At 51.1% G+C, this 21,846-nt stretch carries 18 protein-coding genes and 3 tRNA genes; 4 read left to right on the plus strand and 17 right to left on the minus strand.

The genetic code is table 11. The features are described from left to right. Window positions 1-53 precede the first annotated feature (53 nt). On the plus strand, window positions 54-1,745 hold the full coding sequence (treC, locus tag CAG64_RS16405) for an alpha,alpha-phosphotrehalase (RefSeq protein WP_161488400.1): 1,692 nt from the start codon (window positions 54-56) through the stop codon (window positions 1,743-1,745). A 113-nt stretch (window positions 1,746-1,858) separates the two neighbouring features. On the opposite strand, the gene CAG64_RS16410 is transcribed toward treC, so the two are convergent. The 3 genes from CAG64_RS16410 to CAG64_RS16420 all read right to left on the minus strand — a co-directional run bounded on the left by CAG64_RS16410 (window position 1,859) and on the right by CAG64_RS16420 (window position 2,248). Then, a tRNA-Tyr gene (locus CAG64_RS16410) sits at window positions 1,859-1,943 on the minus strand. A 68-nt stretch (window positions 1,944-2,011) separates the two neighbouring features. Then, window positions 2,012-2,096 (minus strand) — tRNA-Tyr (locus CAG64_RS16415). 67 nt (window positions 2,097-2,163) lie between these two features. Continuing rightward, window positions 2,164-2,248 (minus strand) — tRNA-Tyr (locus tag CAG64_RS16420). A 276-nt stretch (window positions 2,249-2,524) separates the two neighbouring features. On the opposite strand from CAG64_RS16420, the gene CAG64_RS16425 reads away from it, so the two are divergent. Together CAG64_RS16425 and vexH are read left to right on the plus strand one after the other, a co-directional pair. Next, on the plus strand, window positions 2,525-3,583 hold the full coding sequence (locus tag CAG64_RS16425; protein WP_021703742.1) for an efflux RND transporter periplasmic adaptor subunit: 1,059 nt from the start codon (window positions 2,525-2,527) through the stop codon (window positions 3,581-3,583). Then, the gene (gene vexH / locus CAG64_RS16430; protein WP_021703743.1) at window positions 3,583-6,693 is read left to right on the plus strand and encodes a vibriobactin export RND transporter permease subunit VexH; all 3,111 of its coding nucleotides are present in this window, start codon (window positions 3,583-3,585) and stop codon (window positions 6,691-6,693) included. The genes CAG64_RS16425 and vexH overlap by 1 nt, the downstream gene beginning before the upstream one ends. Window positions 6,694-6,742: 49 nt before the next feature. Here the strand turns inward: vexH and CAG64_RS16435 are convergent, their stop codons facing one another. The 3 genes from CAG64_RS16435 to CAG64_RS16445 form a co-directional block, all read right to left on the minus strand. Further along, entirely contained in the window at window positions 6,743-7,342 is a 600-nt protein-coding gene (locus CAG64_RS16435) for a YitT family protein (RefSeq protein ID WP_021703744.1), read from the minus strand. Between the two features lie 266 nt (window positions 7,343-7,608). Then, window positions 7,609-8,508, minus strand: a complete 900-nt coding sequence (locus tag CAG64_RS16440) for a hypothetical protein (protein WP_161488399.1) — start codon at window positions 8,506-8,508, stop codon at window positions 7,609-7,611. Between the two features lie 130 nt (window positions 8,509-8,638). After that, a complete protein-coding gene (locus CAG64_RS16445) occupies window positions 8,639-10,162 on the minus strand; it encodes a winged helix-turn-helix domain-containing protein (RefSeq protein WP_161447973.1) in 1,524 nt (507 codons plus the stop codon). Window positions 10,163-10,782: 620 nt separating this feature from the next. Here CAG64_RS16445 and glyA point away from each other — a divergent pair. After that, window positions 10,783-12,033: a serine hydroxymethyltransferase gene (gene glyA / locus CAG64_RS16450; RefSeq protein WP_021703745.1), complete on the plus strand. Its 1,251-nt coding sequence runs from the start codon at window positions 10,783-10,785 to the stop codon at window positions 12,031-12,033. Window positions 12,034-12,119: 86 nt separating this feature from the next. Here glyA and CAG64_RS16455 read toward each other — a convergent pair whose 3' ends face one another. The 11 genes from CAG64_RS16455 to holA form a co-directional block, all read right to left on the minus strand. After that, the gene (locus tag CAG64_RS16455) at window positions 12,120-12,446 is read right to left on the minus strand and encodes a hypothetical protein (protein WP_021703746.1); all 327 of its coding nucleotides are present in this window, start codon (window positions 12,444-12,446) and stop codon (window positions 12,120-12,122) included. A 203-nt stretch (window positions 12,447-12,649) separates the two neighbouring features. Further along, window positions 12,650-13,615 (minus strand): lipoyl synthase, encoded by a 966-nt coding sequence (gene lipA / locus CAG64_RS16460; RefSeq protein ID WP_021703747.1) that lies wholly within the window; start codon window positions 13,613-13,615, stop codon window positions 12,650-12,652. Then, window positions 13,612-14,274, minus strand: coding sequence for a lipoyl(octanoyl) transferase LipB (gene lipB / locus CAG64_RS16465; RefSeq protein ID WP_021703748.1), 663 nt, complete (start codon window positions 14,272-14,274; stop codon window positions 13,612-13,614). The genes lipA and lipB overlap by 4 nt, the downstream gene beginning before the upstream one ends. 177 nt (window positions 14,275-14,451) lie before the next feature. Then, window positions 14,452-14,730 (minus strand): DUF493 family protein YbeD, encoded by a 279-nt coding sequence (gene ybeD, locus CAG64_RS16470; protein WP_021703749.1) that lies wholly within the window; start codon window positions 14,728-14,730, stop codon window positions 14,452-14,454. A 139-nt stretch (window positions 14,731-14,869) separates the two neighbouring features. Continuing rightward, a complete protein-coding gene (locus tag CAG64_RS16475) occupies window positions 14,870-16,048 on the minus strand; it encodes a serine hydrolase (protein ID WP_040902217.1) in 1,179 nt (392 codons plus the stop codon). A gap of 89 nt (window positions 16,049-16,137) precedes the next feature. Further along, complete coding sequence (locus CAG64_RS16480; protein WP_161488281.1) at window positions 16,138-16,929, minus strand: septal ring lytic transglycosylase RlpA family protein; 792 nt, start codon at window positions 16,927-16,929, stop codon at window positions 16,138-16,140. Window positions 16,930-16,933: 4 nt separating this feature from the next. Further along, window positions 16,934-18,055, minus strand: a complete 1,122-nt coding sequence (rodA, locus tag CAG64_RS16485) for a rod shape-determining protein RodA (protein WP_161454754.1) — start codon at window positions 18,053-18,055, stop codon at window positions 16,934-16,936. After that, window positions 18,055-19,938, minus strand: coding sequence for a penicillin-binding protein 2 (gene mrdA / locus CAG64_RS16490; protein WP_161454755.1), 1,884 nt, complete (start codon window positions 19,936-19,938; stop codon window positions 18,055-18,057). Before mrdA ends, rodA begins: the two co-directional genes overlap by 1 nt. A 24-nt stretch (window positions 19,939-19,962) precedes the next feature. Beyond that, window positions 19,963-20,433 (minus strand): 23S rRNA (pseudouridine(1915)-N(3))-methyltransferase RlmH, encoded by a 471-nt coding sequence (gene rlmH, locus CAG64_RS16495; protein WP_021703754.1) that lies wholly within the window; start codon window positions 20,431-20,433, stop codon window positions 19,963-19,965. A gap of 3 nt (window positions 20,434-20,436) precedes the next feature. Then, a complete protein-coding gene (gene rsfS / locus CAG64_RS16500; RefSeq protein WP_021703755.1) occupies window positions 20,437-20,754 on the minus strand; it encodes a ribosome silencing factor in 318 nt (105 codons plus the stop codon). A 57-nt stretch (window positions 20,755-20,811) separates the two neighbouring features. Further along, the gene (gene holA, locus CAG64_RS16505; RefSeq protein WP_161488282.1) at window positions 20,812-21,837 is read right to left on the minus strand and encodes a DNA polymerase III subunit delta; all 1,026 of its coding nucleotides are present in this window, start codon (window positions 21,835-21,837) and stop codon (window positions 20,812-20,814) included. Between the last annotated feature and the right edge of the window lie 9 nt (window positions 21,838-21,846).

The raw sequence follows: 21,846 nt of genomic DNA on the forward strand, positions 1-21,846 counted from the left end.
GCCCGTTGGCCACTCCATTGTTTTTTTGATTTCAGGTAAGTGAGAACACGTAGATGACGTTGACCAACCCCCAAACCGACTGGTGGAAAACTGCCACGGTTTACCAGATCTATCCCAAGAGTTTTTGTGACAGTGGTCATAAAGGCACCGGAGACATACAGGGCATCATTTCCAAGCTGGATTATCTGAAAATGCTCGGCATTGACGCCATTTGGTTGACCCCGGTCTATCAGTCGCCCATGGTCGACAATGGCTACGACATCTCGGACTACTACGCCATTAACCCGGAATTTGGCACCATGGCCGATTTTGACCAGTTGCTGCAAGAAGCGCATCAGCGTGGCATTCGCCTTATTATGGACATTGTGGTTAACCACACCTCAACCGCACATCACTGGTTTCAGTCCGCATTGGGAGACAAGAACAGCCCGTACCGTGACTATTACGTGTGGAAAGATCCGGTGAATGGCGGAGTACCCAACAACTGGCAATCTAAATTCGGCGGCAGTGCCTGGGCGCTGGACGAGCAAACCGAGCAATACTATCTGCATTTGTTTGCCACCGAGCAGGCCGATCTCAACTGGGAGAATCCAGTGGTGCGCCGGGAAGTGAAATACATCATCAGCTTTTGGGCCGAAAAAGGCGTCGACGGTTTCCGTTTGGATGTGATCAATCTGATCTCTAAGCAACAGGATTTTCCGAATGATGACCAGGGGGACGGACGACGCTTCTACACCGATGGCCCGCGCGTGCATGAATACTTGCAGGAAATCAGTGAAGCGGTATTCCAGAAGTACGGCAGTGTCACGGTGGGAGAGATGTCCTCCACCACCTTGGAGCATTGCCAGCGTTACTCCTCTCTGGATGGCAAAGAGTTATCCATGGTATTCAACTTCCATCACCTGAAAGTCGATTATCCAAACGGTGAAAAATGGACACAGGCGCCGTTTGACTTTCTCCAGTTGAAACAGATTTTCAATCACTGGCAGAGTGGGCTGAACGGGAAGGGGTGGGGTGCGCTGTTCTGGTGTAACCACGACCAACCTCGTGTGGTCAGTCGCTTGGGAAATGATGGCCGATACCGGGTCGAGTCGGCCAAGATGTTGGCGGCGTCTGTTCACATGATGCAAGGGACGCCGTACGTCTATCAGGGCGAGGAGATCGGCATGACCAACCCGGGCTATGAACGTATCGAACAATACCGCGATGTTGAGAGTACCAATATGTATGACATTATGGTCAACCAGCACGGCGTGCCTCACGCCAAGATGATGGCCATTCTGGCGCAGAAATCACGTGACAATTCGCGTACCCCGATGCAATGGCATGCCGGAGATTATGCGGGCTTCTCACAGGTTGCGCCATGGTTGGATGTGGCGAGCAATTATCAGCACATCAATGCAGAGCAAGCCGTCCAGGACCCCAACTCGGTGTTCTATTTTTATCAGCGGCTGATTGAGCTGCGTAAACGGGTCGCGGTGATCACCGATGGCGATTACACCGATTTGCTTCCAGAACATCCGGCGATCTTTGCCTACCGGCGCTGTAACTCGCAGCAGACTCTGATCTGTTTGAACAACTATTATGCGGAAGAAACCGAATGCGTGCTACCGGAGGGGAGCGATGTGTCGTCTGCCCGTTATCTGCTAGGTAATTATGCCGACCTAGAGGCGCAAACCGTCCATGCACACCAAGTGTTGCGTCCTTATGAGACGCGAGTGATCCTGATTGAGTCACCCCTATAGGATTCAGTCATGTTCAGCCCCGCTTGCGGGGCTTTTTTATGGCGATGATGGGTGGTTTGAATGCATATGAGCAGAAATGAAAAAAGCCAGCTCGATGAGCTGGCTTTTCAATATGGTGGAGGGGGACGGATTCGAACCATCGAAGGCAGTGCCGGCAGATTTACAGTCTGCTCCCTTTGGCCACTCGGGAACCCCTCCGGGGTTTTTTATACTTAACTGACGTTTTCCCAACGCATCGATCAAGTGTTTCTCTTGCGAGAAGAATATGGTGGAGGGGGACGGATTCGAACCATCGAAGGCAGTGCCGGCAGATTTACAGTCTGCTCCCTTTGGCCACTCGGGAACCCCTCCAGGGTTTTTATACTTAACTGACGTTTTCCCAACGCATCAATCAAGTGTTTCTCTTGCGAGAAGAATATGGTGGAGGGGGACGGATTCGAACCATCGAAGGCAGTGCCGGCAGATTTACAGTCTGCTCCCTTTGGCCACTCGGGAACCCCTCCAGGGTATTTTTATACTTAAGCGACGTTTTCCCAACGCATCTCTCAAGTGCGGAGCGCATCATAGCAAACTCGCCCAAGCTGTAAAGAGTTTTCTTATGTTTTTGAATTGAATGCTGTCTTTTTGGGCAAAGATGACAGTTATTACCCATTTGATGCTGATAATCCCGAGAAAGTGACACTCATAACACTTTCTTTTCTAAGATTTACATTCCTTGACGTTCAAATACACTTCGAGTGATTACAATAGATCTCAGTGATAGTTACAGAAGCAAATGTATGAACAACAAAACAATTATCGGGGCTCTGCTGCTGGCAATGTCATTCAGTGCTCCTTCTGTCTCCGCTAACGGACCGGGGCGCTCGCCGGCCGTCACGGTGATTACCGAACTGGTTCAGACCCATAAAGTTTCTCAATCTCTTTCTCTGGTGGGCAAGCTCGAAGCCGAAGAGTCGGTCATGATTTCGTCAGAGGTGTCTGGCAAGGTGGACAAAATTGCCGTGAGCGCCAATCAGGAAGTGACGAAAGACCAGCTACTGATTCGCCTTGATGACGATAAAGCCAAAGCGGCTCTGACTGAAGCCGAAGCTTATCTGAAAGATGAGCAGCGCAAACTGCGTGAATTTGAACGTCTGGTGAAGCGCAACGCGATCACACAGACGGAAATTGATGCTCAAAAGTCGAGCGTAACAATCGCGCAGGCGCGGCTGGATGCCGCAAAAGCCAATTTGAAAGACATGCACATCAGTGCGCCATTTGACGGTACGGTGGGGTTTATTGACTTCAGCCGTGGTCGATTGGTCAGTGCCGGTGATGATTTACTGACCTTGGATGATCTTTCTGTGATGCAACTGGACTTGCAGATCCCAGAGCGTTATCTGGCGATGATCAGCAAAGGCATGCTCGTCAAAGCCAAGACCGCCGCTTGGGGCGAACGGACATTTGAAGGGGAAGTGGTGGGCGTTGATTCACGCATCAACCGTGAAACGCTCAATCTGCGTGTGCGAATCCATTTTGATAACAGCGAGCGCCGCCTTAAGCCCGGCATGCTGATGTCGGCGAGCATGGCGTTTCCGGCGATCGAAGCGCCGATCATTCCGGTTCAGGCGTTGGAGTATTCCGGCACCAAACGTTACGTCTATGTGATTGGCGACGATAACAAAGCGGTCCGTACCGAAGTCTTCCTTGGTGCGCGGATTGACAATCAGGTGGTGATTGAAAAGGGATTGGCCATCGGTCAGAAGATTGTAGTACAGGGCATCGTTAATATGCGTGACGGGGTGACTGTCAGTGAACTGGGTAGCGATGGCAAACCTAAGCAGAAGGATAACGGCTGATGTGGTTATCGGATGTCTCTGTTAAGCGCCCGGTAGCGGCGGTGGTTCTGAGTCTGTTGCTGTGTGTGTTCGGTATCGTGTCGTTCAATAAACTGGCGGTACGGGAAATGCCGGATATTGAAAGTCCGGTGGTGTCCATTTCAACGCGCTATGAAGGCGCATCGGCCACCATCATCGAAAGCCAGATCACTTCGGTACTGGAAGACCAGCTGTCCGGGATCAGCGGAATTGATGAAATCACCTCAGTGACTCGCAACAGCATGTCGCGCATCACCATCACTTTTGAGCTCGGCTATGACCTCAACACCGGTGTCAGTGATGTACGTGACGCGGTGGCGCGCGCGCAACGTGCACTGCCGGATGAAGCCGATGACCCTCTGGTGTTTAAAAATAACGGCTCCGGTGAAGCGTCGCTCTACATCAACCTCAGTTCTTCCGAGATGGACCGCACCCAGTTGACCGATTATGTCGAACGGGTGCTGATTGACCGATTCAGCCTGATCTCCGGGGTCAGTTCGGTGGATGTGTCCGGGGGACTCTACAAAGTCATGTATGTGCGCCTAAAACCCGAGTTGATGGCCGGACGCGGCGTAACCACGTCAGACATCACATCGGCGCTGCGCAACGAAAATATTGAAAGCCCGGGGGGCGAAGTGCGCAACGATTCGATCGTGATGTCTGTGCGCACCGCCCGGGCCTACACTCAACCGGAAGACTTTGACTATTTGGTGGTCAAGCGTGCCAGCGATGGCAGTCCGGTCTATCTGAAAGACGTGGCCGATGTGTTTATCGGTGCTGAGAACGAAAATTCGACGTTTAAAAGCGATGGCGTGGTGAACGTCAGCATGGGGATCGTTCCACAATCTGATGCCAACCCGCTAGAAGTGGCAGACCGAGTGCATCAGGAAGTCGATAAAGTGCAGAAGTTCCTGCCGGAAGGCACGCGCTTAGCGATCGATTACGACTCTACTGTGTTTATTGAGCGCTCGATCGCGGAAGTCTACAGTACGCTGTTTATCACTGGCGGCCTGGTGATTCTGGTGCTGTACATTTTTATCGGTCAGGCGCGGGCAACGCTGATCCCAGCGGTGACCGTACCAGTGTCACTGATTTCAGCCTTCATGGCGGCGTACTACTTTGGTTTTTCGATTAACCTCATTACCTTGATGGCGCTGATCCTGTCGATAGGCTTGGTGGTGGACGACGCCATCGTGGTGGTCGAGAACATTTATCACCATATTGAGCGGGGCGAAAAGCCGCTGCTGGCCGCGTATAAAGGTACGCGTGAAGTGGGGTTTGCGGTGGTTGCTACCACTCTGGTTCTGGTGATGGTGTTCCTGCCGATCTCCTTTATGGATGGCATGGTTGGCTTGCTGTTCACCGAGTTTTCCGTCTTGCTGGCCATGGCGGTGATTTTTTCCTCATTGATCGCGCTGACCCTGACCCCGGTGCTGGGAAGTAAAATTCTTCAGGCCAACGTGAAACCGAACCGTTTCAACCAGGTGGTTGATCGCCTGTTTGCTCGTCTGGAGTCTGGCTATCGCTCACTACTGAAACGCGCCCTGCAATGGAAATGGGCGGCACCAGTTGTGATCCTGGCCTGTATTGGCGGCAGCTATCTGTTGATGGATCGGGTGCCGGCTCAGCTCACTCCGTCGGAAGATCGTGGAGTGGTGTTTGCTTTCGTCCGCGGCGCCGATGCGACCAGTTATAACCGGATGTCGGCCAATATGGACTTGGTCGAAGAACGTCTGATGCCACTGCTGGGGCAAGGGTTTCTTAAGTCGTTCAGCATTCAGTCACCAGCGTTTGGCGGAAATGCGGGCGATCAGACCGGCTTTGTGATCATGATACTGGAGGATTGGAACGACCGGACGGTGACGGCGCAGCAGGCGCTCGGGCAGGTGCGAAAAGCGCTGGCGGGTATTCCGGACGTTCGGGTGTTTCCGTTTATGCCGGGATTTCGCGGCGGCTCTAGTGAGCCAGTGCAATTTGTGCTCGGTGGTTCGGATTACGCTGAGCTGAAAAAATGGGCTGAAATCCTTGAACTGGAAGCGGAAAATTCGCCTTTCATGGAAGGGGCGGACATAGATTATTCAGAGAAGACACCGGAGCTGGTGGTGAGCGTCGATCGCCAACGCGCAGCAGAGCTTGGTATCAGTGTGGCGGATATTTCGGATACCCTGGAAATCATGTTGGGCGGCAAAAGTGAAACCACTTATGTTGAGCGGGGGGAAGAGTATGATGTGTACCTGCGCGGCGATGAGAACAGCTTTAACAACGCGGCGGATCTGAGTCAGATCTACATGCGCACCGCATCCGGCGATCTGGTTACGTTGGATACGGTGACCAAAATTGAAGAGGTGGCGTCGTCGATCAAGTTGTCGCATTACAATAAGCAGAAAGCGATTACCGTGACCGCCAACCTGTCCAACGGTTACACGCTGGGTCAGGCGCTGGATTTCCTCGACGCGAAAGCCATCGAAATGCTGCCGAGCGATATCTCGGTGAGCTACTCCGGTGAATCGAAGGACTTTAGAGAGAACCAGTCGAGTGTCGCGGTGGTGTTTGCACTGGCGTTGCTGGTGGCGTACCTGGTACTGGCGGCTCAGTTTGAGAGCTTTATCAACCCGCTGGTGGTGATGTTCACGGTGCCAATGGGGGTGTTTGGTGGGTTCCTTGGCCTATTTGTCATGGGGCAGGGGATGAACATCTACAGTCAGATCGGTATGATCATGCTGATCGGGATGGTGACCAAAAACGGTATCCTGATCGTGGAGTTTGCTAACCAGTTACGTGACCGGGGTATCGAGTTCGAAAAAGCCATCATTGATGCGGCGTCACGCCGTCTGCGTCCGATTTTGATGACCGCTTTTACCACTCTGGCTGGCTCGGTCCCGTTGATCTTATCCAGTGGGGCCGGTTATGAAAGCCGGGTAGCGGTGGGTACGGTGATCTTCTTCGGCATGGGATTTGCCACTCTGGTAACGCTGTTTGTGATTCCGTCGATGTACCGTTTGATTTCGGCCTCAACACAAGCGCCAGGCCATGTGGAAGCTGAGCTGAATAAAGAGCTGAGTCACGATGTGAAAACCCGCAGCATTCATTAAGCGGGATGTGAACAGGGCGCCAGTTGGCGCCCTGTTTTATTTTCCTGAATTAACTGTAAGTGACGCTATAGCGGGTCGGTTTGTGGTTCATGGCCAACACCAGATTGAGTGCAATGGCGCCCAGAATAGACAAACCAATGGTCTCTGGCGTGACGAAGAAGCAGGAGGCGATCAGGATCATCGCGTCGATCACCATCTGGCTTTTGCCGACCGAAACACCGAACTTATCTTGTATAAACAGGCACAGGACGTTAAAACCACCAAGACTGGAGCGGTGACGAAACAAGATCAGCATGCCCAGCCCCATCAGTAGACCACCGGCAATGGCGCAGTAGAGCTCGTTAATCCGCTCAAGCGAAATCACCAGATACAGATGATCGGCAAAAATCGATACCAACGCGCCTGACATCGCACTGTTGATTGCAAAACGGGCGCCGAAACGTTTCCAGGCCAGCAGGTAAAACGGGCTGTTGGCGAGAAAATACAGAGTGCCGAATGTCCAAGGAACAAATTGACTGACAAGCAGTGCCAGCCCCGTCGTGCCGCCTGTTAGCAGCTGAGCTTGTTGGAGAAAAAAGACCCCCTGAGCCACCAAAAAGGTACCAGTCAGGATGGCTATCCAGTCTTCTTTGCGGGAATGTTTTTCCATTAATTTATATACGACCTTATCAACAGAGGCGAGCATACTATTGAAAAGAGTGCGTTTTCGGTAGTTGGCTGGTAATAAAACAGGCTAGGCAATGTAATTATCACTTTACAGCGTGTAAAGGGCAAAATTGACACGTGAGTATCTGCTTATGCAATGACGGCTGAAAGCGATTAAACCTGAGGTAGGCGATGATGAATAGGGATTTTCCGGACAAGAAGGCTTTGCCTAGTATCACAAAGCCTTTTTCGGTGTTTTCTTTGCGTGGTTTAGTGCGTTTCGAGTTTGCTCAGTTGGACTTTTGTTTCGTTGATTGGTTCTTGTTGTGCCTGTTGACGTTCGGTTTGCTCTATTAATCCCAAACTCGGGTTAAACCAACGTTCCGCGGTTGCAGAGAATTCCATGGAGTCCATATCGTCGCAATTGAGATAATAGCTGTTCTGCTCGGTCATAAACGCCGCTTCAATGACCTTACCCGACACCGTAAAAGTTTTTCGTGCCCCGGTCTCACCGATTTGCTGCTGCCAGGTCACCAGGCAAGATGTCGTCATTGGCAGGTTTTGCACCCACTCGTGCTGGTCAAAGTCTCCGAGTAAGTGTTGTATTGCCTGAGCCGTTAATCTGGTTTGCAGCGTCAGTGTTTCTTCGCTGATATCGATGTTGGGGTCATTCTCTCTGACGTCTGTACCACTCAAGCGAAACAGCGGGCTGGCGTACATCAGGCGTGGCGTGAAACGTGGATCAAGCTGGTAAGCTTCGCTGACCTCATGCAGCGCCCCATCGATGCCGGCAAAGTACAGGGTATCGTCTTCTTCACCGGTACTGAGTTGTTCCTCTGAGTAGTAAAACTGCTCGACACCATAATTGACCAGATCATGAATTTGCTGGCTTAATTCGTCACTAGCGGGAATCAGGCTCAGCGTAGTTAACAACTGCTCAGCCGTCATTGCCTGAAAGCGCAGTCTCATCTCACCTTCTGCTTGTCCATCCACGGTAAACGTATAACTTAATTGAGTCGAGGGTGAAGGGGAGTAGGTGGCATTATGAATCGGGTAATCGACTTTGGGCTGCGGCTGTTTGTCCGGAATGGATGTGCCAGAAGATGATCCTCCGCCACAGCCCGTAAGGGCAAAAGTGATGGCGGTGAGTAATGTCGTTTTGTTTAGCATAATGTGCATTCCTTATTAATTCGGCCCAGTAAGCCGGGCCGTTATGTGAATGCACTCATGCTAAGTATTGCCCCTGATAAAGGGCAAAAAACAAAAGTTAACAGGGAATAATAAAAGCTTAATTTTATATTTATCCCTTTGTTTTAACAGGTCTTATCTCGTTGCCGACGTTAGTGCAGTATTCGTTGATGAGCGCTTTCCAGCGAGTGATGATCTCCTGATCTTGCAGGCTGACATGCAAAGTTTGCCACGGTTGCAGGCAGGTGTCTTTCGATTCGGATCGCGACAAACGCTCGAACAAGGTTTCCGAAGGCAGCACGCGCAACAGCGCGACCAAAGATTCCATGTAGTTGAGACGAAATTGTTCAAGCTTGTTCTGTTTATAGGCAATGTGCGAGACAAAGGTGTAAATCAAAGCGTTCTGGATACGTGAGTCGCCATCTGGCGTCGTTAGCAGAGCCTTCGCCCGATCGAGATTTCCCAGCTTGAAGTGCAGTATGCCTAACCACAAGCTCAGCTCGTCTGGCAGTACATCAAACGAGGCCTGAACCTGATTCAGGTAAGTATCGAGAGTGTGAGGATCCAGTTCGTACAACGCGAGGTGTCTGGCGGTGGTGATGGCAGAAAACTCATCGCCCTGCCGCAAAGGTTCGCTGGCAAAAACGTTATCAAAAAGCATGTCCTCGTGCACCTGAGAGAAATGCCAGGTGCTGGTCGATGGCGCGGGCAAGTTAAAGTATTGCGCTACGTCAGCGTGGATGAGAAAAATATCGGACTGAAGTTCAGGCAGATTCAATGTGTACTGGTTGCGAAACGCCAGTTTACCGGTGGCGGGATAAATCAGGTTCACCTGCGCTTTGAGAGTGCCGGGCTCGGGGCCATCTTTTAATTCGATGTTGAGCTCATAATCACTGGTCTGCATATTACGCGCACCGGGGAAATATGGGGTGTGGCAGATAGGGTCGAGAAAATAGCTCGGCGCATCCTGATTCGCAATATCGGTGTAGGGGTACTCGACTTGCTGTTGCAACAGCACCGCCTTGACAACGGTCCGATATTTTCGAGCCTGAGGGCCAATGGCATCGATGCGATTGAGCAGCAGTTCTACTTTGGGGATCAGCAATTGATGGCGAGTCTGCTGAGTGGAGAGTGTGGGTCGTTGCCACAGCAAAGTGGCCAGAGCCACACAACAAACGGCCAACAGAGCGCAGATACCGTAAATCATGCGCAGTTTCATGTGACTGTTACGTGTTGTACTTAAGGAGGCGATTTGCTGCTGCGGATCTTGGCTGGGCGTTAACAGTTTCACGTTCGCCGGGTTGAGAAAGTAACCTTTGCGTGGATAGGTGACCAGCAGCTTGGCCGCATCGTACTCCGGAAGATGCTGCTGCAACAGCGAACGGAGCGTGCTGATGCGATTGGTCAGCACATTCCTGGAGATATATTTACTTTGCCAGACCGTCTCGATAATCGTATCGGCTGCCAGGGGTTGGCCGACACAAGTCAATAATAGCTCCAGCAACTCAATCGTTCGGGGTTCGAGATCGATCGCGACAGAGCCTCGGTGCAGAGTTTGGTTTTTCGGGTCATACACCAGCTCCCCAATAGCAATACAACTGTGAGTTTGTCTGGCTTGTTGGAGAAAATCGCGCATATCGTCTCGTATTGATGGAAAATGGTGAAAGATTATATAGTGATTGACGTGTGAAATCTTATAAATTGCAGTTATATCATCACGACGGAGTCCATTCGGTTGTCAGCAAATTCGGTATTGAGTGGTACGGATACGCCGTGATGTGGGCCTTACAGGCCCAAAAACAATCTGTGGTTGAACAAGGCAGCAAAGGCGATGAAAAACTCGCGATAAGGATTGCAATCCCCTTGTCTTTGCGCGAGTGTTTTCCCATGAGTGTCTAAACGACCTTGTTTATCTGTGCGGGCACGTTATTGAAAAGATGATATTTTCGGTAGCTAGCGAGCAAAAATTAAGGTAAACCTATGTAATTATCGTTTTACAGGGTGTAAAGGATAAAATTGACACTGGTTTGAGTGCACACAGGTCTTGTGCCAACATCATGACAAACCTTGTCAGCCATTATGAAAAAACTGCATGGCAAAAAATGTAATTTTCTCTTTATGAGCTAGATCAAATTATGTAGAATGCGCGCCATTAGCTTGATGCAAACGTTTGCGCAGCGATAAATGCGTAGATTATTAGGGTCAAAAGTCAGTTTTTTTGCAACTTTAAGTCTCAATCTGAGTCAGGAGATACAGATGCTAAAGCGTGATATGAACATCGCTGATTACGATGCGGAACTGTTCGCAGCCATCCAGGAAGAAACACTTCGCCAGGAAGAACACATTGAACTGATCGCTTCTGAAAACTACACCAGTCCGCGTGTAATGGAAGCGCAAGGTTCTCAGCTAACCAATAAATACGCGGAAGGTTACCCAGGCAAGCGTTACTACGGCGGTTGTGAATATGTAGATAAAGCAGAAGCTCTGGCGATTGAGCGTGCGTGTCAGTTGTTTAACTGTGAATATGCGAACGTACAGCCACACTCTGGCTCCCAGGCTAACAGCGCGGTCTACATGGCTTTGCTGAATCCGGGCGACACCGTATTGGGTATGAGTCTGGCACACGGTGGACACCTGACTCACGGTTCTCCGGTTAACTTCTCGGGTAAGCACTACAACGTGATTCCTTACGGTATCGACGAAGCGGGTCAAATCAATTACGACGAGATGGAAGCGCTGGCACTGGAGCACAAACCTAAGATGATCATCGGTGGTTTCTCTGCCTACTCTCAAATCGTTGACTGGAAACGCATGCGTGAAATCGCAGATAAAGTTGACGCGTACCTGTTCGTGGATATGGCGCACGTTGCAGGCCTGATTGCGGCTGGCGTTTACCCGACGCCTGTGCCTCATGCACACGTGGTAACGACGACGACGCACAAAACACTGGCGGGGCCACGCGGTGGTCTGATCCTGTCCAATGCTGGCGAAGACATGTACAAGAAACTGAACTCGGCGGTATTCCCGGGTGGTCAGGGTGGTCCTTTGATGCATGTTATCGCGGGTAAGGCTGTGGCGTTCAAAGAAGCGATGGAACCAGAATTCAAAGCGTACCAGGCTCGTGTCGTGCAAAATGCCAAAGCCATGGTGGCTCAGTTCCAGGAACGCGGTTACAAGATTGTGTCAAACGGTACTGAAAACCACTTGTTCCTGGTTGACCTGATTGATAAGAACATCACAGGTAAAGATGCAGACGCTGCACTGGGCGCCGCGAACATCACGGTGAACAAGAACTCTGTGCCTAACGATCCACGTAGCCCGTTTGTCACGTCTGGTATCCGTGTTGGTACGCCGGCAATCACGCGCCGCGGCTTCACTGACGATGATGCCAAAGAACTGGCTAACTGGATGTGTGATGTTCTGGATAACATTGATAACCCAGAAGTGATCGAAGCCACGAAAGCTAAAGTACTTGAGATCTGTCAGCGTTTGCCGGTTTACGCGTAATCCGCAATCGCATTTAAAAAGGCTCCATTACGGAGCCTTTTTTGTGCGTGATGTCCACTCGCCAGCCTGAAACCGGCGTTGGAATGTTATTTCGCAATGCTGAGTAATGTGCCCGACTTACATTTGAACGAGTAGTATTTGCTGCTCTCGTTAAACTTGCCCAGGCCTTCGCCATCGCAGTAATCGATGTTGATGTCACGCATGGTTTCCAAGGTACTTTCACTGGTCAGCGCAAACTTAGAGCCGTCTGAACAGACGATGCGCACACGGCCATCATCACTGACTGAGTAGATGTCGACTTCGGTGTTGCAAAGTTCAAAAGAGGCTTCACGGTAGTTGTCTTGCTGAGTATTCGAGGCACAGCCGACAGTAAATGCCGCTGCGACCAGAGCAAAGATTCCGAGCTTTTTCATTGTGTTTTCCTTAGCCAAGTCTCAAAGAATGAGCGTGGTGTTTCTTATTGATTGTGGCTTAGCCTATATAACTCGGCTGCCAGATTCAAGCGACTATAAAACATTTATCATACGAAGACAGTTCGTTTCAGTGAGGTGTTGTTAGGCCTGAAACAAAAAAGCCGATGCAGAGCACCGGCTTTTGAATTTTGAGAGGAGAGGCGTTACTTCACTTCCATCCCTTTGGCTTGCAGGTCTGCGTGGTAAGACGAACGCACAAACGGACCACATGCCGCGTGGGTAAAACCAAGCTCCAACGCGATCTCTTTCAGCTCTTCGAACTCTGCTGGTGGTACGTAGCGTTCAACCGGCAGGTGGTGGCGACTTGGTGCGAGATACTGACCCAGTGTCAGCATGGTCACGCCGTGGGCGCGCAGATCTTTCAATACTTCGACGATCTCTTCTTTGGTTTCACCAAGACCCATCATCAGGCCCGATTTGGTCGGAACCCCCGGGTGCTGTTCTTTGAATTTCTTCAGTAACTCAAGCGACCATTTGTAGTTCGCACCAGGGCGAGCTTTACGGTACAGACGCGGCGCCGTTTCCAGGTTATGGTTGAACACATCTGGCGGGTTATCTTTCATCAGATCAAGCGCCACATCCATCCGACCACGGAAATCCGGGACCAGCGTTTCGATACGAATTTCTGGGTTCAGTGCGCGGATTTCGCGGTTGCAGTCCGCAAAGTGCTGAGCTCCGCCATCACGTAAGTCATCGCGATCGACAGAGGTGATCACCACGTATTTCAGTTTCATATCTTTAATGGTTTGAGCCAGTTTGGTTGGCTCTTCCGCTTCCGGTGGAAGAGGGCGACCATGAGCAACATCGCAGAAGGGGCAGCGGCGGGTACAGATCGCACCCAGAATCATAAAGGTCGCAGTACCGTGATTGAAACATTCAGCCAGGTTTGGACAGGAGGCTTCTTCACATACCGAGTGCAGGTTATTTTTGCGCATCGCTGCTTTGATGTCCTGAATACGCTGGCTGTCTGCAGGCAGTTTGATTTTCATCCATTCCGGTTTGCGCAGCACTTCTTTTTGCTCCGCTGGCATGTTTTTAACAGGAATTAATGCCATTTTGTCGGCGTCACGGTACTTAACGCCTTTTTCCATTTGGATTGGTTTGCTCATGCTTTCTTACCTATTAAAGGTGCTTCTGTGCTGAAATCGACTTGTTTGTAGTCAAGCAACTTCACTAATTCTTCGACAAGTTGTTCTGCGACAACATTGACCTGATCAGGGCCGCCTAACTGGCTGACCTGGGCCATTTCCATACCGGCATAACCACACGGATTAATGCGCATAAACGGCGACAAATCCATGTTGATGTTGAGCGCCAGACCATGGAAAGAGCAGCCACGGCGAATCCGCAGTCCGAGGGAGCAGATTTTTCTCCCGTCGACATACACACCCGGTGCATCGGGGCGGGCAGCTGATTCGATATTGTAAGCGTTCAGGGTATTGATGACGAGGTTCTCTATATGAGTAACGAGATCCCGCACGCCCATTTTTTTACGGCGTAGGTTAATCATGAAGTAAGCGACTAACTGACCCGGGCCATGGTAGGTAACCTGGCCACCGCGATCGCTTTGAATAACAGGAATATCACCCGTGTTCAGCAGGTGTTCGGCTTTACCGGCCTGGCCTTGAGTAAAGACCGGGTTATGCTCCACCAGCCAGACTTCATCGTTGGTCTGCTCGGTGCGAGTATCGGTAAATTCATGCATAGCTTGCCACACCGGCTCGTAATCACGCTTACCCAGCATTCTTACGACGAGCTGATTATCCATGTTGACTCCCGTCAGCGCTTAATAAAGTGTTTGGATTATAAACTTCTTCGCGTGCAGGGACTACACACAAATAACAGTTTTTTAACCTCAAAAAACTTAATGTTTATTTATCTTGTTGATAAATAAAAAGAAAGCAGCAAAGTGCTGCTTTCAAAAAAAGTTTAATCAATCAAATAATTACAGAACCATGCGCACGATTTCGATTTCGCCCAGCTCTTTGTAGAGGATTTCAACCTGTTCGATTGAGGTCGCGGTGATGTTCACCGACACTGAGTGATAGTTGCCTTTTGCGCTTGGTTTCACGGTCGGGCTGTAATCACCTGGAGCATGGCGCTGAATCACTTCCAGAACCAGTTCAGGCAGTTCTGGCTTCGCATGGCCCATCACCTTGTAAGTAAACGAACAAGGGAACTCAAGCAAGTCTTTCAGTTTGGCGTCTGAGTTAATGGTTAGCATAAGGGACACTCCAAGTTGAGAATTCTGTCGGTGCGCAATAGTAATGACTATTGGACCATATCTCAAGTTTATATAAAGGGCGCGCGACAGACAAAAAGAAAGCCGCCTAGATGGCGGCTTTCGACAATCGAAGGGAGGATTAGAACAAGCTATTGAATAGCATGACAATGTAATCCCACAAACGGCTGAACAAGCTGCCTTGGTTCACGTCTTCAAGGGCCAGCAGCGGATATTTCGCTACGTCTTTACCGTCCAATTGATAGTAAAGTGTGCCAACAACGTCACCTTTCATAATTGGGGCTTCCAGCTGTTTTTCAAGGACGAAGCTGGCTTTCAGATCTTTTGCCTGGCCGCGAGGCAGAGTGACATACGTGTCTTCGTTCACGCCTAGCGCGACTTTGTCTTTGTCGCCCATCCAGACTTTTTCTTCAACAAACGTCTGACCCGCTTTATGGGGGGCCACTGTTTCGTAGAAGCGGAAACCGTAGCTCAACAGCTTTTTACTTTCCGCTTTACGGGCATTGGCGCTTTTGGTGCCCATCACGACAGCGACCAGACGCATCTGACCTTCGGTCGCCGAGCTGACCAAGTTGTAGCCTGCACCGCTGGTGTGGCCGGTTTTAATGCCGTCAACGTTCATGCTTTTATCCCACAGCAGACCGTTCCGGTTGTACTGTGTGATGCCGTTGTAGGTGAATTTCTTCTCTGAGTAAATGCGGTATTCTTCAGGCACGTCGTGGATCAGGGCACGACCCAGCAGCGCCATGTCGTATGGCGTGGAGTAGAGGTCGTCGTTGTCCAGGCCGTGAACATTGGCGAAATGGGAATTTTTCATGCCGATCGATTTCGCCCAGGCGTTCATCAGTTCCACAAACGCGTCTTCAGAGCCGGCAACGTGCTCGGCCATCGCCACACACGCGTCATTACCTGATTGGATGATGATGCCTTTGTTCAGGTCTTTAACTTTAACCGTGGTCCCCACTTCGATGAACATCTTGGAGGAATCTGGAAAGTTTTTGGCCCAGGCATTTTTACTGATGGTGACATCGTCTTCAGGTGAGACATTGCCACTTTTGATTTCCTGACCGATGACGTAACTGGTCATCATTTTGGTCAGACTGGCCGGGTGCATTTTGGTGTTGGCGTTTTGTTCCGCCAAGACCTTGCCCGAGTTGTAGTCCATCAGAACGTAGCCTTTCGCCGCGATTTGAGGCGCATCAGGAACGACACTAGGGGCAGCGTAAGCCGCGGAAGCGAAAGTTGCAGAGAGTGCAACAGTAGACGCAAGAACTGGTTTTAGAAGAGTTGTTTTTTTCATGATGAATGCAAGTTTTCTTTTACTGTCCATATCTTAACAGAAACAATCTCTCAAACCAGTGCAGGTTTAAACCGACACTGGATTGAGGACTATTGGGTTGCTGTCTGCTTTTTGATAAACGCGGTCGAATAGCCGAGCACTTTAACCTTTTCAAGGGTTTCCTGAGTCAGGGAATAGTCAGCAAACGGGCCGAGAAACACTCGGTGCACGTCACTTTCACTGCTGACAAAACTGTCCACAGATAACTTCTGACCAAGATCCTGGGCTAAAGTTCGCGAGCGATCCGCAAATTTTGACGACGCGACCTGAATCAGATACCCCTGAAAGGCCGCTGCTTTGCTTTTCGCGCTGGCTTTGTCGACGTTGATCACCTGAATTTCGACATTAGCGGTGCCGGTTTTGATGACGTCGAGTTTGGCCGCAGCGGCGTAGCTAAGATCTATGATCCGTCCTTGATGGAAAGGGCCACGATCGTTCACGCGTACCACCGCGCTTTTGCCGTTGTCGAGATTGGTCACTTTGACATAGCTTGGCAGTGGCAGGGTTTTGTGTGCCGCGGTCATGGAATACATGTCGTAGATTTCACCATTGGATGTCAGGTGGCCGTGGAATTTCTTTCCATACCAAGAGGCTTTGCCTTTTTCGCTAAAGCCCGAGGTGTTTTTGACGATCTGGTAATCTTCACCGCGCAGTGAATAATTTTTGTTGCCACCGAGACTGTAAGGTTCGAATTGCGGCTGGGCATCTTCAATATGGTCAACCGATATCGGCTCGTTGGGAGCTACATCGTCGTCGATATCGTAACGTCCTCCCGGAGAAGAGGAACAACCGGCCAAAATGGCAGCTAAGCTGGCAAAAGCCAGAAGATGTCTGATTTGCATGTATTTACGTCGCCTTTGAAAACGCTTTTCTGTGGGTATGAATTGACATCAGGATGCCAAAACCCGCCATCAGAGTAACCATGGATGTACCGCCGTAACTGATCAGGGGCAGGGGTACGCCTACAACCGGCAAAATGCCGCTTACCATGCCAATGTTTACAAACACATAAACAAAGAAGCTCAGTACAATACTGCCTGCCATCATTCGGCCAAACGCGGTTTGCGCGTTGCTGGCCAGATACAGGCCACGACCTATGATGAACAGATAAATACTCAGCAGGGCAAGAATGCCTATCATGCCCCATTCTTCCGCAATGACTGCAAAAATAAAGTCAGTATGTCGCTCTGGCAAGAATTCCAGTTGCGATTGCGTACCTTGTAACCAGCCCTTGCCGGAAACACCGCCTGAACCGATCGCAATTTTACTCTGGATGATGTGGTAGCCTGCACCGAGTGGATCCGATTCAGGGTTAAACAGCGTTCGTACCCGGGTTTTCTGGTATTCGCGCATCAGGAAGAACCACAAAATCGGGATAAAACCACCGACTGCGAGCGCCGCGGCGATGATGATACGCCAACTGATGCCCGCCAGGAACACAACAAAAATACCGGATGCGGCGATCAGAATCGACGTCCCCAGATCCGGCTGTTTGGCGATCAGTATGGTTGGAACGAACACCATTACCAGGGAGAGTACCAGCGTTTGCAATGTGGGGGGGAGTGAGCGCTTACCGATAAAGCGCGCGACCATCAGTGGCACCGCCAGCTTAAGAAATTCTGATGGCTGGAAGCGAACAAAGCCAAGGTTGAGCCAGCGCTGTGCCCCTTTGGAGATTTCACCGAACAACAGCACACACACCAGCAGCACGACACCGACAAAAAACATCACGGGAGCGACCGATTCATAGGTTCGCGGCGGAATTTGCGCCAGCAGCAGCATCACGCCCATCGCCAGCGCCATACGCATTGCCTGGCGATCCATCATCGCCAGATTTTGTCCACTGGCACTGTACATCACAACCAGGCCAAAACCCATCAGCAGTAATATGCCCAGCAATAATGGGAGATCGATATGAAAACGCTCAAACAGGGCGCGGTTCTGCCCGGTAGATGGATCGAATTCCATTATTTTTCAGCCTCTTGTTCGCCGAGTACGACCCGGTCAAAGATTTTGCGTGCCACTGGTCCACCGTTACTGGAGCCGCCACCGGCATTTTCCAGCACGATGGTGGTAATGACTTTTGGGTCGTCTACCGGAGCAAAACCGGTAAACAGCGCGTGATCACGCAGGTGTTCCGCCAGTTCTTCGGCGTTGTATTCTTCATTTTCACCCAGGCCAAAAACCTGAGCGGTGCCAGATTTACCGGCGGTGACGTAGTCCATCTGAGTGAACGACCGTCGAGCCGTGCCGCGTTTACCATGGTTGACCAGACGCATGCCGTTGATGGCAATATCCCAGTATTTTTCAGGCACACCAGTGATCGGTGGGTATGTGTCCACTTCAGTTGTTTTACGTGTGTCAAAGCTCTGGCCATTTTCGATCGTAGCGCGCAGCAGATGCGGTGCCACCACCTTGCCGTGTTTGACCAGGACGGATGTAGCTTTGGCTATCTGCATCGGTGTGGCCGTCCAGTAGCCCTGACCGATCCCGACCGGAATGGTGTCGCCCTGATACCAAGGCTGGCGGTGACGCGCCATTTTCCACTCGCGTGTCGGCATGTTGGCTTTGCTTTCTTCGTAAATATCGATGCCGGTGTAATCACCGAAACCAAACGCCATCATCCAGTTGGAAATGCGGTCGATGCCCATGTCATAAGCGACCTGATAGAAGAAGGTGTCCACCGACTCTTCAATCGACTTGGTGATATCCACACGGCCATGTCCCCAGCGTAACCAGTCACGAAATGGTTTGGTTTTCGAGTTTGGAATACGCCAGTAGCCCGGGTCGTTGCGTGTGGTGAACGGTGTGATGACCCCTTCCTGCAACGCGGCTACCGCCATAAAGGGTTTGATGGTTGACGCTGGAGGGTAGATCCCCAGCGTGGCACGATTGACCAAAGGGCGGTTTTTGTCGTTCAGTAAGTCGCTGTACGCCTTACCGGAGATGCCATGCACAAACGCATTGGGATCGTAACTCGGACTGGACACCATCGCCAGAACGCCATTGTCGCTGGGGTCAAGCACCACGGCGCTGCCGCGTCGGCCGTCAAGCAGGTTGTGCACGAACATCTGGATATTGATGTCAATGTTCAGCACGATGTCTTTGCCAGGCTCTGGTGGCACGTATTTCAGTGTCCGGATCACTCGGCCTCGGCTGTTGACTTCCACTTCCTGATACCCGGCCGTGCCGTGCAGCATGTCCTCGTAGTAGCGTTCAATCCCCAGTTTGCCGATGTCGCGCGTTGCCTGATAGTTGGCCGCTTTTTCTTCGCGGGTCAAACGTTCCAGGTCGCGGTCATTGATGCGCGAGACATATCCGAGAACGTGCGTGAGCATTTCACCAAAAGGGTAGTAGCGTTTAAGGCTGGCACTGACGGACACACCAGGGAAATTGTGTTGTTGTACCGAAAAGCGGGCGACCTGATCTTCACTCAGTTGGGTCAGCAGGGGGACCGAGTTGAAACGTCGTGTCTGACGGCGTTCACGCTCAAAGCGCTCGATCTGCTCAGGGGTGATCTCAACAATTTGTTGCAGACGAGCAATGGTGTCGTCCATGTCTTTGACTTTTTCCGGGATCACTTCGAGGCTGAATACCGGGCGATTTTCCGCCAGAAGGACACCATTACGGTCATAGATCAGCCCACGGTTCGGGGCGATAGGCACGACTTTAATGCGGTTGTCGTTGGAACGGGTTTTGTAGTCCTGATACTGGTTGACCTGAATGTTATACAGGTTGGCGACCAGCAAGCCCACCAGCAGAATAATGCCCAGAAACGCCACTACAGCACGGCTTTTAAACAGCCGTGCTTCTTCCTGATAGTCACGAATTTTGCTACGTTTACGCAACATGGCTAACGGTTCTCAACGACAAGATTATTCTCTGTGATAAGGGTGATTTGCGGTAATACTCCAGGCTCGGTACAAGCTTTCCGCCATCACCACACGCACCAGAGGGTGGGGCAGCGTCAGCGGTGACAGGGACCAACTCTGGTCGGCTGCCGCTTTGCACGCCGGAGCCAAGCCTTCCGGACCGCCGATTAAAATCGATACGTCACGACCATCGAGTTTCCAGGCTTCCAATTGACCTGCCAGTTGTTCGGTATCCCAGCGTTTGCCCGGAATATCGAGAGTAACAATTCGATTGCCTTTTGGCACGGCGGCCAGCATCGCTTCGCCTTCTTTTTGCAAGATTCTTGCAATATCAGCGTTCTTGCCGCGTTTGCCTGCCGGCACTTCCACCAGTTCAAGCGGCATGTCGTGAGGAAAACGGCGTTTGTATTCCTGAAAACCTTCTTCGACCCACTTTGGCATTTTGGTGCCGACGGCAACCAGCTGTAACTTCATGCGCTAGCCCCACAGCTTCTCAAGCTGGTACAGTTCACGCTGATCTTCTTGCATAACGTGGACCATGGTAGTGCCCATGTCGACCACGACCCATTCGCCTTCTGCTTCGCCGTCAATGCCCAGAGGTTCTAATCCGGCTTTTTTCGCTTCGCTGGCTACGTGATCGGCAATCGAGGATACGTGTCTTTTTGACGTACCAGTACATACGATCATGTAGTCGGTCACGCTGGATTTTCCTTGTACATCCAGGGTGATGATGTCCTGAGCTTTCATGTCATCCGCTTTATCGGCCAAAAAGTCTCTCAGTTCTTCGCGTTGCAAGTTGTAATCCTCTGAAAATGAAATAGGGAAAATGTGATCGGGGAGTATATCACGCTTTTAGGCCGGTAAATCCAGCTTTACCTCCGGCAGGCACAATTGCACGCTTATCTGATGGATAAATGGCCAGGGTGAAATGTCGTACTGGGTTTTCGCCTGAATTTCAGCCGTCGCCAGAGTATGAATGCATTGGTGCAGAGCCGTAGGCGTCAGTCGGCTGAGTGCTGCCGAGTACAGTGGGCGTTTGGATTGCCAGACCCGGTGTTTATCAAACACCTGTGCCAGTGACATCTGAAACGTCTGACTTTTCATCGTTGCGAGCGTGATCAGTTCTTTTTGAATCGAACGGATCAGCACCACGGGCTCAATGCCTTCTGCCTCAAGCTGGCGCAGAATACGTTGGGCGCGGTTGGCTTTGCCTGCCAGCAAGGCATCCACCCAGTGAAACACCGTAAAGTGATTGTGGCGGCTGAGGGATTCTTCAAGACGGATCAGAGTCAACTGGCCGTCCGGGTAGAGCAGAGCGAGCTTTTCCAAGCTTTGCGCCAGAGCAAACAGATTACCTTCGTGCCACTGGGCCAGCATTTGAACCGCTTCCGGGTCGGGTTTGAGGCCCAACTGGCGGCAGCGTGTTTGCACAAATTGAGGTAAACGCTGGATATCCGGTGTCAGGCAGTTAACCCAGCAGCCTTGAGCACTGAGTGCCTTGAACCATTTCGCACTTTCCTGAGCCTTGGTCAGTTTACTGCCGACCAGTACCAGCAAGATGTCTGGATGCAGCATGTCCGCCAGCGAAACCAGCTCTTTGGCAGCGGCGGCGCCTGGTCCAGCGTCGCCAATTTCCAGCTCAATGATTTGCCTGGCGGAGAACAGACTGAGCGCCTGACAGCAATCATACACTTCATTCCAATCGAGGCTGGCGTCGACACTGAAACGGTGTCGCTCTTCAAAGCCCTGCGTTCTGGCTTTGTGTTGAATCGCACTGCGCGATTCCTGAATTAGTAACGGTTCATTACCGAACAGCAGGTAGATACCGGACAGTTGTTTGTCCAGCTGCTCGGCCAGTCGGTCAGCGAAAATACGCATCCGGATCCC

The organism is Vibrio sp. V38_P2S17PM301 (genome assembly GCF_009904845.1).
In the GTDB taxonomy this organism is placed as follows: Bacteria; Pseudomonadota; Gammaproteobacteria; order Enterobacterales; family Vibrionaceae; genus Vibrio; species Vibrio proteolyticus.